Here is a 12405-nt window from a genome sequence, read left to right on the forward strand (position 1 = left end):
CCCGCCTCAGCCCTTGCCGAGCGCGATGTGCCAGGGCTCGGCGCAAAGGCTGTAAAGCCAGCTCATATGCAGCTTGCGAAAGATTTCGGGCATGCCAGCCACTTCGGACGCCAGCACCTTGAACAGGGGACCGACCGCGATGACGAGACGCGCATCATCGCGATTGATGCTGCGATGCAGCCATTTCTCCTGGTTTTCCGCAAGCATGCCCGCCAGCACGACATCCACCTTCACGCCCGACGTATCCCGGTTCAGCATGACGAAATCATGCCAGGGCGCATGTGCGCGCAGCTTGGCGAGGACCTCTCCGACCTGTGCTGCATCATCCCCCGCAACGCCGATACGTTTCGGCACCGCCATATAGGTCAGAAGTGCCATGACGAAGGCAACGCCATCGATGGTCTCGGGCAGAGGCTTGCCGTGTTCGGCGCGTGCGGCGGCATTCATCCCCCTGCCCTGCGGCAGAAGCAGACAGCTTTCCAGAATCTGCCTGTAAGCAATGTCCTTGAGGGATAGCCTGGCATTCTGGATGGTAAGAAACGAGAGCATCGTGTGGCCATCACAAGCCGAAGCCTGGCCGCTGACCATTTCCAGCGCCCCGTTCCAGTCCAGATCACAGACGCGCAGTCCGTGAATATTCCGTTGCGATCCCGTCCGCGCAAAATCTGCTGCGAAATTCATGCCAGCCCCCGAATGCCAAATCCACCGCCGCCAATCCGGCGCATGGTTTGCGGGACGGCAGCTCATGGGTCTGTTTATACAGGTGCTGGTTGAATTTACCCTGAAGGCAACCGATCGAATATTCCGGAAAATAGAAAGGGGCGATTAACCAGACCGGTGGCCTGCACCGCGCCGCCGTCAGTGGCTTGGGGCCGCTTCTTTTCCGGTGTCGACTTTCTCGCCTTCGACAAGCTTCACCGACCGGGGCGAGCCGTTGCCCTTTTGCTCGCGAATATCGGCCTTCGATAGATAATCGAGCTGCTCGATCAGTACGTCCCCGACCACCTCGTCTCCAAGTTTCTTGTTCAGCCCCTCTCGGATGCGCTGCTTGAAGACATCAGGGTCAAAGGTGGAGATATTGGCGATGTTGACCATGGAAGAACCCGCCAGAAGCGTGAAGAGTTCGTCGGTCATCAATTGCGTTGCGGGCAGTTCGATCTTCGCCATCTTGTCCTTGTCGACACGCAAGGAAATGCGGCTGAGGAAATAACCGTTCACACCACCGTCATTGATGACGGGGATGGTGATGCTTTCGCCTTTGACCAGCTGCAGACTTGCCTTTTTCGCCCCCGCCTCATCTCCCGACGAGGGGGCCGTCGCCATCTGGACGGAGAAATACACCGCGCCGAGCGTGACGGCGCAAACCCAGACGCCGGTGAGAAGAAGCTTCAACATCAGGAGGCTGCGCCGTACATGAACTGTTCCTGGGAATAGGTGCCGTCCGTATCGGCTTCCTGAATCGCGGTCTTGAGAAGATCCGCAACAGCGCGAACCGCATTCAGATGCGCCTCGACGCGGCTGGCATTGGTCGCGAGCTTGGACTTGATGCCCTGCACCTGATCGAGATGTCCGGCGGCGATTTCCTCATGGGGCGTATCGCGGAACAACATCGTCAACTCATAGAGGCAACGGCTTTTATGGGCATTGGAGACTTTGAAATCGAACTGGGGGTCCTTACCGATATTGTCATTCTCATTGTCGATGATCATTTCAAGACGGCCGAGAACGGATTTGATGCGGTGGTCGTTCGACATAAGGTCCATGCTTGTCTCCTCGTTATGATTTATCATGCTCAAGCCTCGTCCGTTTTATCATTGGAAACGCCGAGGACCTGCCTTTCGAACTCCGCCACCATCCGAATTGCAGCATTATGGTCTTTGTCATTCATGGATACGTCGGTAATGCCTTTGCTCTCGGCTTTCCGCAACGCATCCTTGTAGGCCTGTTCTGCAATGCCAACGCCGCCATTTCTGGAGATCGTGTCGGCAAACTGTTCCGCCATCATGCTTTTCCAGATCTCGCCGGCGTTGCCCTTGCCGTAGACCTCCTCGCTGTCTTTCGGCAGCATGTTGGCAACGAAGGTCTGAAGCACGGAAGCCTCATACTTGCGATATGTTTCCGGAACTTCGGTACGGGCAGAGCGGATGTTGGTATTGCCGAGACCTGCCTTCGAGGTGGCGCTGTCAAGCATATCAATGGCAGCGCCAAAGCCCTTGCCCGAATCGGCAAGGCTCGTCGCAGCGAAAGCCGCCTTGTTCGCCTTCAATTTTTCCTGGGCGACCTGCACTTCCTGAGGGTCCGCAGCGCGAACCACATCCATCACCAGATCGCTTATAACCGATATCGCCACGTCCAGAACTCCCGAGCTGACGAACGGGCGGCATTAAAACCGGGGCGTTCGCTCAATCAAGAAACACCGCTGAATACGTCTCTCTGGACGCCCAACGATGCAACAACGGGACAGACTATGGATCGCCAACCTTGCTGGAGGCTGGTGTCCGGGATGCGTTCGTGATTTCTAACAGATCATAGATTGCATTGTCGTCGGCCTCCCGATCCTCGAGATCGCGCGCGAGGTGCATCCTGTCCTCCAGCCGGTCGGCCTTGGTCTTTTCCTTGAGCACCTTGTTTTCCTGCAATTGCTGCACGCCGGAGAGCTGACGGTCCTTGACGACAAGGCGGCCGTAACGATCCGAATAGTGCCTGGAGAACGTCTGGTGGACCGGCTCCATGGAACTCATCGCTTCAAGCACGTTCTCCATGGATTGCGCCACTTCGGCACGCACGCGGGTGGTGTCGGCCAGTTCCACCTCGGCCATTTTCTCCATGTGGCGCTGGACCGTTACCAGGCGCTTGAGTTTGGCCGAACGCTTGTCCGAAGCCATGGCGTTTTCTCCAGATCAGAAGCCGATGAAGACCGGGCCGAAACCATCCACGAATTGCCGGATGAGGGCCGCGATCGACAGGTAAAGCATGAAAATACCGCCCGCGAGAACAAAAGGCGTCGATATGAAGTAGACCGGTATCTGCGGCGCCAGCTTGTTGATGAGGCCGACCGCAACGTTGAACATCAGACCGTAAATTACAAAGGGGCTGGCAAGCCGCAGCATGATGGAAAAGGAGGCGCGCAGCGTGTCTGTCAGGGTTATCAGCATCTTCTGGCCGCTGATGAGCGCGCCGACCGGTGTCGTGGCGTAGGAATCGACCAGCGCCCGCAGGACGATATGATGGAAATCCAGGATGAACAGCACCATGAGCCCACCGAAGGTGATGAAGTTCGATATCTGGTTTTCCTGCACGTCTTCAACGGCATCCGCTCCGCCGGGAGCGCTAAGCCCGATGGATGCGCCGATGAGCGCGCCCGTGAACTGGAAGCCGAGCGTGTAAAACCGCGCGATCAGCCCGTACATCGCGCCAATGACGATCTCGGTGAAGATGAGGCCGACAACGGCGCCCTGGCTTGCGCCGGAGACTTTCGGATAGATCGTATCCCACAGTACCGGCAGAAGCGCCATGGACACCGCAACGCACAGGAGAATGCGTATCTGCGGCGAGATGCGGGAGCTGGAAAAGCCCGGCATGGTCATGAAGCAGGCGCCGATACGGCAAATTGCAAGGAACAATGCGATAATTGTCCCTTGCGGGTCGGTTATCATGAAATGGCGCCCAGAATCTTGATCTCCAGCCCCTTGGCCAGTTCCACATGCGAGAGAACCGGCAGGGTCGCAAAGAGTCGTTCGATGATCATGCGCACATAGGACCGTGTTTCCGGCGACGTGACAAGGACAAAGGGTAGTCCGCGATCCATGAATTCACGGATAACTTTCGATGCCTGCTCGGAAAATTCCTCGAGATGGCGGGGATCGATATCGAATTCGACGATTTCGCCCTTTTGATCGCGCTTGAGCGCCTGATGGAAGACCATGTCCCATTTGTTGCCGAGGCGAAGCACACGCAATACGCCATTGTCGGCAAGATCGCCGCAGAGCTGCTGCGACATGCGCACCCGTACATGTTCGACGATCTGCTCGGTCTTGCGCACATGCGGGGCAAGTTCGGCGACCGCTTCCAGAATGAGATGCAGGTTGCGGATCGACACACGCTCGGCGAGCAGCAGTTTCAGCACGGCCTGCAGGCCGGAATAGGACATGTGCGACGAGCAGATTTCGTCGGCAAGCTTCTTGTATTCCGGGTCCAGCCGGTCGATGAGGATCTTGACGTCCTTATAGGACAGCAATTGCGGCAGATTGTTGCGAATGACTTCGCTCAGATGCGTCAGCACCACAGAGACATTGTCGATCGGGTGGAAACCTTCGCGCTTCAAATCCTCGGTGAATGTCTCGAGAATGGAAACGGCCGGCATGCCGAAGGCGGGTTCGCGGATTTCGTCGCCCGGAATGCTCGGCTTGCGCCCTGCCCCCGTCACGACAAGAACATCGCCAACGCGCAGATTGCTCGACGCGATCGTCGTGCCATGGACACGGATCTGGTAGGCCTTTTCCGGGATCATGATGTCGTCGGAGACCTTGATCTCCGGCACGACGAAGCCGTATTGGGTCGCGAATTTCTTGCGCATCTTGCCGACACGGAAAGCCAGTTCCTGATGCGCGCCGAGGAGGCGGGTCGAAACCTGCTTGCCGAGGGCAAGTTCGATTTCGGACGTCTTGAGGACCTGCTTGACGGAGTCCTTTTCCGCTTCGTTGGTCTGGAGAACCTTGTCCTCCTCTTCCTGACGGCGCTGCGCGCTTTCCGCTTCGACCTGGCGCGGAATATACCAGCTGCCGAAGGCCATGATGCCGCCCAAAAGCGTGAAGGGCAGGAAGGGCAATCCAGGCATGACGGCAAGAAGCCCCATCAGCATGGCTGCGACCATCAAGGCACGCGGATATCCGCTCAGCTGATTGATGACGGCCTGATCCGTCGATCCGGAGGTGCCGCCGCGCGACACCAGAAGGCCAGCCGCCAGCGACACGATAAGGGCCGGGATCTGCGAAACGATACCGTCGCCGACCGAAAGCTTTACGAAAACATCGGCAGCCTCGCCGATCGGCATGCCGTGGCGGAAGTAACCGATGATGATGCCGCCGAAAATATTGATCGCGGTGATGATCAGGCCGGCGATCGCATCGCCGCGTACGAATTTGGAAGCACCGTCCATCGAACCGAAGAACGAGCTTTCCTCTTCCAGCTCGCGGCGACGGCGTTGCGCTTCCTTTTCATCGATGATGCCGGCGGACAAATCCGCATCGATCGACATCTGCTTGCCGGGAATGGCATCCAGCGTAAAGCGCGCGCCGACTTCGGCGATACGGGTGGCACCCTTGGTGATAACGATGAAGTTGACGGTGATCAGGATCAGAAAGACGATCAGACCGATCACGAAGTCGCCGGACATGACGAGGCTGGAGAAGCCCGCAATCACGCCGCCCGCCGCCGTCGGCCCCTCGTTGCCGTGCGAAAGGATGACACGCGTCGTCGCAATGTTCAGCGACAGGCGAATCATGGTCGCGATCAGCAGCACGGTTGGAAAAGACGAGAAATCCAGCGGACGCTGTATCCAGAGCGCCACCATGAGGATGAGGACCGAAAGTGCTATGGAAAAGGCCAGACCGACATCCACCAGAACGACCGGAATGGGCAGGAACAGCACGCAGAGGATCGACACGATGCCCAATGCGAAACCGACATCCCGCATGCTCGGGCTTACCTTGGGCAAGGAAATGACTGGTGGTTGCGCCATAAAATCGTCCTGTCTCTTCATGAGAAGGGCGACGGAAAAGCCGCCGCACGGTTCCGCGGCACCGGTTTTCTAAAATCGCTGACGCAATTCAGCCCGATGCTTCAGCCTATCCCTAGTCGCTGAAGCTTGCGCGAGGATGGCATCCAGACGGTACGGGCGTCAGAAGCCCGACTGAACCCGCGAAAAGACGAGATTGGAAAAAAGGGCGATCTGCGCGCCCACGAACGGGGCGGCAACGCCGAGAACGATCATGATCGTTACGATTTTAGGGACAAAGGTCAGCGTCATTTCCTGAACCTGGGTCAGGGCCTGGATGAAGGCGATGGCGACACCAACGATCATGGCCGCGAGAACGGCGGGACCGGCCGCGACGAGAACCGTCCAGACTGCCGCCTGCATGATATCAAGCGCATCGGCCTCGTTCATCGTCGCATCCTTTATTCCGGAAAGGCGGCGTCATGCCGCCTCTTCAATGTCAGGAACCTGCCGGCACGTCCGAATCGGTGCCGCTATCAGGTGTAGTCGCGATCGGACCGTTCGAGAAGGTCACACCGGCCTGCAGCAGCACTTTGTCACCAGCTTCTGTGATGGCGACGACGCCGTCCGAATAGACTTCGACTTCCTTTACCACGCCGGTGACCTTGTCGTCGGCGCTCTTGACCGTTTTGCCAACCAGGTCGGAAGCGCGCGTCAGGGCTTCGGCCTGCAGCATGCTCTTCAGATGGGTGTTGGTCTTGATCGTCTGCTCAACCTGCGAGAAGCTCGCAAGCTGCGACATCTGCTGGCCGGCATCCATCGGGCTGGTCGGATCCTGGTTTTTCATCTGGGCGATGAGAAGCTTCAGGAAGCTGTCGTAGTTAAGCGAGGCCGCGCTTTTGTCGTTGCTGCTCGCCCCGGCATTTGCCCAGGGGTTAGAGGCTGCCGACGTGACTGCATCTACCGCCATGGTGCGATCTCCTTGCGAATCTGCTCGATCGTTGCGGGGGTCATTTCCTGATTGTTGAGGATCTTTTCCTCGGTCGGGTACAGGCCACGAATGGCCTTCAGCGCTTCGAAAGCCTTACCCGAGGCAACCAGACCGTCGATACGCTTGAGTTCGGCCAGAATCTCCTCATGCTGGAAGCAATTCAGCAGCATGCTCACGGATTTACGGAACAGGTTCGTCGACTGTTCGCGTCCTTCCGGGTTGATGAGGATCATCTGGGCGATGAAATAAAGCTGCCTGAGCGGCGTCGTCGCCTGCTCCGGCTGCAGGACGTGGTTTTCAAGCAGGAACGTGACGTCGTTCAGGAATTCGAGGGCCACCTTGCGATCCACCCGCAAAACCGCGCCGTTGATGAAAATCTTTTCGCCCGATTTCAGCGAGATTCGAAGTGTACTTTTCATTTCAGTCCATCCCTGATGATGGTTGTCACGTCAATTATACCCTGGAAATTCGTCGACTGACGTTTCCGGATCAGTTCGCACTCTTTCAAAATCCAGATCGCGATCGAAATCAGATTTGCCCTGAGTTCCATGGCCAGCTGGTTTTCGGGCTGCTTGAGGTCCTCAATGAAGCGGATCCAGACCCGTCGAGTGTAAAAAAGCGCTTCGATCGTGTGGCGCTGGGAAGAGGAATCCTTTGCCTCCACCAGTAGATCGATCGATTTTGTCAACGCCTGCCGCTCGCGATCCTTCGCGTCTGCGACACCATCCTCCATGATTTCGGCGTAGGAAAACTGGTACATTCATGTATCCTTTATCTGCCGCCACCCCTGTTCATCAGAGGTAGTTTACCAGACTCATTTTTTGCAGACGCGACGTAAGGCTGTAGGCAATTTCAATCTGCTGCTGGAGCAGATCCAGGCGTGTCTTCACCTCGTAGGTATCGATCCCCTCGATATCCAGCAGATGAGTCTCGATGATCTTTTTCTGGGCGGCGAGCGAGTCGTTCGCTTTCGAAACACGGCTTTCGGAAAGGCCGAGCTGGCTCTGCTGCTGGTTCAAACCACTAATGACCGTGCCTATATTGGTCACCGACCTGGTTGCCACCAATTCGCGAACGTCGCTTGGGACCTTGTCATCAAGGAACGTCATCGCCGTCATTGCTGTCATCGCGAAATAACGCATGCCCTGCGAGTTGCTGTTGGTCGATGTCTCGACCACCTCGTTCTGGCTGATGCGGCTCGTCATGTTCGTGTCGCTCGCCTTCGACCCATAGGTCGTCCAGAAATCGTAATTCTGGCCGGCCGTCAGATCGCTGTGCGGTGGGTTCGTAACCGGCGTAGTACCGTTGAACACGCCTTCGATACGGGTCATGAACGCCGCGGCCTGATCCTTGGACAGGTCGGCAATGTTACCGACCGCAGGTGTCTGTGCCGCCATGAACGCGTTCAGCTCAACCTCATAGGCTGCCTTCAGCGTCGATCCTTCGGCAAAGTAGTCATCGATAGGCTTCACATCCGTATTGATGCCGGAAAACAGAAATTCGCCACTGACTGCCGTATTGGCAAAACCGGTGAAGGTGTTGAACGCATTCGAAATGGTTTTGGCGACCGTTGCCAGCGTTGGTGCTGCGCTGCTGGTATTCGGAACAAGAACCTTCTGAATTTCCTGGGCGGCCTTTGCCATGCCATCAAGTGCCGCCTGAGAAGACTTGAGGCGCTGCGTGGCGATGGAATTGACGCTGACGAGCGAAGAGAGACGATCGACATCGCGATTAAGGTCAAGACTGCGGGCCGTGTTGGCACCCAGCGTCACGCCCAGGTCCGCATGTTTGCCCGTGGTCAGCTCGGTATTGAGGTTCGTCATCTCAAGCTGGGCCTTGAGGATGGTGCTGCGCATGCTGTTCTGCATCGCCAGCGATGAAATGAAGGACGTTTTCATCTATTACCTCACCATATCCATCAGCGACTTGAGCATGTCGTCGATGGTGGTCACCAGCTTCGTGGCGGCCTTGTAGGATTGCTCGATATCCATGAGCAGCGAAAGCTCCTCATCCAGGCTGACGGCAGTATTGTTCGAATAGGAGGTGGCGGAGCGCTCATAGAGCGCGCTTTTCGCTTCGTTTGCCGAAGTTGCGCCGGATCGTTCCTGTTCGAGCCACCCCACCGAGTTGGTGCCGTATTTCAGGATGCTTGTATTCGTATCGATACGTGTCGACGCGGCAAAATTCATGGGCGCGTCAAAAGCAGTGACATAGCTGTCGATCAGTGCGGAAAACCCGGTTCCGCCTGAAGTTGTGCTGTTGATTACATAAGCGGTACCGTTGATACCGCCGTCGCGCAACAATTCCGGGTTTCCACCTTTGGAAATAATTAACGCAGGGTTGACGGTAATGCTCGCAGCGAGCCCGGGAGAGACAACACCGCTTGCCGGAATGGTTGTGGCCGCAGGGGAGCCGTAGGTGAAGAGGCCTGGCATCTTCGGCAGCGTGCTGGTCGGGCTGGCCGGCTTTTCCGCAAACATGGTGATGAGGCCGCGCGCAATTTCGTCGAGCTGGCTCTGCATGGTTGGCGCCAGGTCGTCACGAACCTGCATCAGACCTTGAAGCGAACCTTCCGCTGTCGTGTTGCTGCCGCTGCTCGCCTTGATCGCGACGCCATCAACGTAGATCGCGTTCCCCGTGACCGTCGCGTCGTAGCCCGGCTGCGCCTTGAAAGTAACCTTGCGCGGTACAACTTCGAACAGGGTCGCGCCATCTGCCGTGTAGAGCGCCACGTCGTTGTTTTCACGATTGACGACGTTGATCCCGATGATGGACGAAATGTCCTTCAGCAGCGTCTCGCGCTGGTCGAGAGCATCACTTGGATTGCCGCCGATCGCGGTCTGCGCCTTGACCTCGTTATTGGCTTCCTCGAATTTCGCGAGCAGGCCGTTCAGCTTGTCGACCTGAAGGGACATTTCCTTGTCGGCACGCAGGCGCATCGCCTGCAACTCGGACGAAGCCTTGTTCAGGGAATTGGCGACGTCCACGGCGGATGTAACCGCAGTCGCAGCAAGCGCGGAATCGCTCGGCTTTGAGGCGTAACCGTCAAGGCTCTTCAGCAGTTCCTTCATATAGGTGGCAGGCGAACTCTCGTAATCGTTGCCGCCGAAAAGGCTTTTCATCTCCTCGAGCCCGGTCAGAACGGTTTTCTGGCCGGAGGCGAGGGATGCACTGGAGATCGTCTGCCTTAGGAGGCTCTCATTCTGGGCACGGCCGTTGGCGACAATACTTGCACCTGACATGGTCGTGCCGAGAATGGCGGTTCGCTTGACGTAGTTCGCATTACCCACATTGGCAATGTTTTTCGAAGTAACGTCCGTCTGCTTACCTGTATTGTTGAAGATCGACTGCGCAGTATTCATTGCTGACGTGAGCGACATTCATTTGTCCTCGTGAGAATTACTATCTCTTCAGATTGATCAGGACATCCATCAAATCCGACCCGGTCTGGAAGACTTTCGAATTCGCTGTATAGATACGCTGGGATTCAATCATGTCGGTGAGTTCGCTGGCGATATCGACGTTCGAGCCCTCAAGCGCACCCTTCTGGATGTAACCGAAGCTACCCGTCTGCGGGAAACCGATCGTGACGACGCCCGACTCGTTGCTCGGCAGATAAACGTTGCCGTTCTGAGGGGAGAGGTTGTCGACGCTCGGTACCGTGGCAACCGCCAGCTGGTAGATGTTGCGGCGGCCACCATCCTGATAGACTGCAGTCACTACGCCGTCCTTGCCGATTTCCACGTCCTTGATCTGGCTCGGGCCGTTACCGTTCAGGATCGCGGTGCCGGGCGTGAACTTCGTCGAGAACTGCGACATGTCGGACAGGTCGATACTTATTGCCTGCGGGACGCCGCTGACCGTGTCGTTGATGGTGATCGACTTTTGAGAGGTAGGTGTGAGCTTATTGGTCGCCGGGTCGAATGCCAGCGTGACTGATTCCTTGACAAGGTTCGCTGCTGGGGTCGCCGTGTAAGGGAAGCCGCCATTGGTCGACTGGTCCTGACGATAGACTGCCACTTCCCAGGTATTGGCGCCGGTCTTGGTGTAATAGAAATCGTAGAGAACCTTCGCGCCACCGCTGTCGTACGCCGTCAACGATGTCTTGTTACCGATCGTCGATGTTGCAAGGTTGTCGCTCGGACGCGAGCCCGCCGCAACAGCGGCTTCATCGCGATTGAGGTTGGCCGGGAAGCTGCCCTGCGTGGAGGGCGATGCTGTCAGGCCGAAATTATTGACGTTGACGGCCTCAAGGCCGGTAAAGCCGTTGACGACGGCAGCTGGCGCATTTGCCCCGTAGGGGTAACCCATCAGCTGGAAGCCCGCTGCGTTTTCCAGGTAGCCTTCCGCATTCTTCACGAACGAGCCGGCACGTGTGAGATAAGGCGTGCCGCCACCATCCTGAACCACGAAGAAACCGTTGCCCTGAATGGCAAGATCGGTGCTCGACGTGGTGTAGGACAGGTTGCCCTGCTCTGAAATGCTGTAGCGAACGTTGGACTGCACGCCGCCGGAGGCATAGCTGCCCGACGAGGAGGGCAGAACGAGCGAGGAGAACGACGTCGATGCGCGCTTGTAGCCGGTGGTGCTTGCGTTAGCGATGTTGTCGCCAACGGTTCCCAGCTTGTTAGCCTGTGCATTCATGCCGGACACACCGGTTCGCATAGTGCCGAAAATACTCATTCAAAAACCCTCGTGGTCATCTTCAGGGAGAAGGTAAAGCGTTTGGCTTGCGTGAAGCTGTCTGAAATACCGCGTTTGAAAAAGACCACGCGGATGAATGAATATTATTGCCAATCAATGCTGTAACCGAGGAAACGCTTGGAATCGACCGGATCGTAGCCGAGCTTCTTGCGAAGCTTCTTGCGCAGCTTGCTGATGTGGCTTTCCACGACGTTCTCTTCGACGTCATCATCGAAGATGCCGTAGATGGCATTGAAAATCTGCGCCTTGGAAACGCGGCGTCCGCGATTGGCAATCAAATATTCAAGGATGCGGCGCTCGCGCCGCGGCAAGGCGAAGACCTCGCCACCGACTTCGGGATCACGACCGTCGGAGAAAACCCGGATCGGTCCCGCATCGGTGAAATTCGAGATAACCTGCAGGCGGCGACGGATCGCCGCCGCACGCGCAAGGATTTCACGGGGGTGAACCGGCTTGCGCACGACATCGTCGACGCCGCTGTCGAACAGCGCCAGCGTCGATTCCAGCGATGGCTGGTCGCTGACCGCGATCACCGGTGCCGTCGTGCGATCCCTGATCGCCTTCGGCAAGGAGAAGCTCCGGTCGCCCTGACCGATCAGGAATGCCTCTACGGCCGCCAGATCGCTGTCCGCTGCCGTCGAGACCCATTCCCCGAATTCGACCGGATCGAAACCGGTCGAGGGGATGCCCTCACGCCCAAATAGAGAAGTATAGCCGTCTTTAACGAGCTCGCGCTCATCAACCACTACGATCATTCGTCCGCCTCCGAATCAGTGTGGTGTTTTCCAATGCGGCATTGGTACGAATCGGGGGATTCAGCGACAACTGTAGGAAATCATCGATAGTTATTAATAATTGATTAACCATTTTGTGCCGATTTGATCTATATATAGTGGTTGTTAACCATATACGGTACAAAATTTTTGTGTAAAAATTTCAAAAATCCGAAAAAATCGCTTGCGACGCCTTTTTAGGGCTTTCTCTCGCCACATTT

General features: G+C 56.9%; 15 protein-coding genes. All 15 read right to left on the reverse strand.

Annotation, left to right across the window (positions count from 1 at the left end; all coding sequences use genetic code 11):
- Nucleotides 1–6 precede the first annotated feature (6 nt).
- On the reverse strand, nt 7–681 hold the full coding sequence (locus J5276_RS11830) for a WecB/TagA/CpsF family glycosyltransferase (RefSeq protein ID WP_025592490.1): 675 nt from the start codon (nt 679–681) through the stop codon (nt 7–9).
- A gap of 177 nt (nt 682–858) precedes the next feature.
- Nucleotides 859–1395, reverse strand: a complete 537-nt coding sequence (locus tag J5276_RS11835) for a hypothetical protein (RefSeq protein WP_003515123.1) — start codon at nt 1393–1395, stop codon at nt 859–861.
- Nucleotides 1395–1763, reverse strand: coding sequence for a hypothetical protein (locus J5276_RS11840; protein ID WP_003515122.1), 369 nt, complete (start codon nt 1761–1763; stop codon nt 1395–1397). Before J5276_RS11840 ends, J5276_RS11835 begins: the two co-directional genes overlap by 1 nt.
- A gap of 29 nt (nt 1764–1792) precedes the next feature.
- Complete coding sequence (locus tag J5276_RS11845) at nt 1793–2350, reverse strand: rod-binding protein (protein WP_003515121.1); 558 nt, start codon at nt 2348–2350, stop codon at nt 1793–1795.
- A gap of 115 nt (nt 2351–2465) precedes the next feature.
- On the reverse strand, nt 2466–2885 hold the full coding sequence (locus J5276_RS11850) for a hypothetical protein (protein WP_003515120.1): 420 nt from the start codon (nt 2883–2885) through the stop codon (nt 2466–2468).
- Nucleotides 2886–2900: 15 nt separating this feature from the next.
- A complete protein-coding gene (gene fliR, locus J5276_RS11855) occupies nt 2901–3656 on the reverse strand; it encodes a flagellar biosynthetic protein FliR (RefSeq protein WP_003515118.1) in 756 nt (251 codons plus the stop codon).
- Nucleotides 3653–5740: a flagellar biosynthesis protein FlhA gene (gene flhA / locus J5276_RS11860; RefSeq protein WP_003515116.1), complete on the reverse strand. Its 2088-nt coding sequence runs from the start codon at nt 5738–5740 to the stop codon at nt 3653–3655. Before flhA ends, fliR begins: the two co-directional genes overlap by 4 nt.
- A 159-nt stretch (nt 5741–5899) precedes the next feature.
- Nucleotides 5900–6166 (reverse strand): flagellar biosynthetic protein FliQ, encoded by a 267-nt coding sequence (locus tag J5276_RS11865; protein ID WP_003515115.1) that lies wholly within the window; start codon nt 6164–6166, stop codon nt 5900–5902.
- Between the two features lie 49 nt (nt 6167–6215).
- Complete coding sequence (gene flgD / locus J5276_RS11870; protein ID WP_003515114.1) at nt 6216–6686, reverse strand: flagellar hook assembly protein FlgD; 471 nt, start codon at nt 6684–6686, stop codon at nt 6216–6218.
- A complete protein-coding gene (gene flbT, locus J5276_RS11875; protein WP_003515113.1) occupies nt 6677–7126 on the reverse strand; it encodes a flagellar biosynthesis repressor FlbT in 450 nt (149 codons plus the stop codon). The genes flgD and flbT overlap by 10 nt, the downstream gene beginning before the upstream one ends.
- A complete protein-coding gene (gene flaF, locus J5276_RS11880; RefSeq protein ID WP_003515112.1) occupies nt 7123–7467 on the reverse strand; it encodes a flagellar biosynthesis regulator FlaF in 345 nt (114 codons plus the stop codon). Before flaF ends, flbT begins: the two co-directional genes overlap by 4 nt.
- Nucleotides 7468–7501: 34 nt before the next feature.
- Nucleotides 7502–8605: a flagellar hook-associated family protein gene (locus J5276_RS11885; RefSeq protein ID WP_003515111.1), complete on the reverse strand. Its 1104-nt coding sequence runs from the start codon at nt 8603–8605 to the stop codon at nt 7502–7504.
- A gap of 3 nt (nt 8606–8608) precedes the next feature.
- Nucleotides 8609–10087, reverse strand: a complete 1479-nt coding sequence (gene flgK, locus J5276_RS11890; RefSeq protein ID WP_003515109.1) for a flagellar hook-associated protein FlgK — start codon at nt 10085–10087, stop codon at nt 8609–8611.
- 22 nt (nt 10088–10109) lie between these two features.
- A complete protein-coding gene (locus J5276_RS11895; RefSeq protein ID WP_003515108.1) occupies nt 10110–11390 on the reverse strand; it encodes a flagellar hook protein FlgE in 1281 nt (426 codons plus the stop codon).
- A 104-nt stretch (nt 11391–11494) separates the two neighbouring features.
- Nucleotides 11495–12166 carry a transcriptional activator Rem gene (gene rem / locus J5276_RS11900; RefSeq protein WP_003515107.1) on the reverse strand — a complete coding sequence of 224 codons (672 nt, stop codon included), beginning with the start codon at nt 12164–12166 and terminating at the stop codon, nt 11495–11497.
- Nucleotides 12167–12405 lie beyond the last annotated feature (239 nt).

It is taken from the genome of Agrobacterium sp. S7/73 (genome assembly GCF_019355535.1).
In the GTDB taxonomy this organism is placed as follows: Bacteria; Pseudomonadota; Alphaproteobacteria; order Rhizobiales; family Rhizobiaceae; genus Agrobacterium; species Agrobacterium tumefaciens.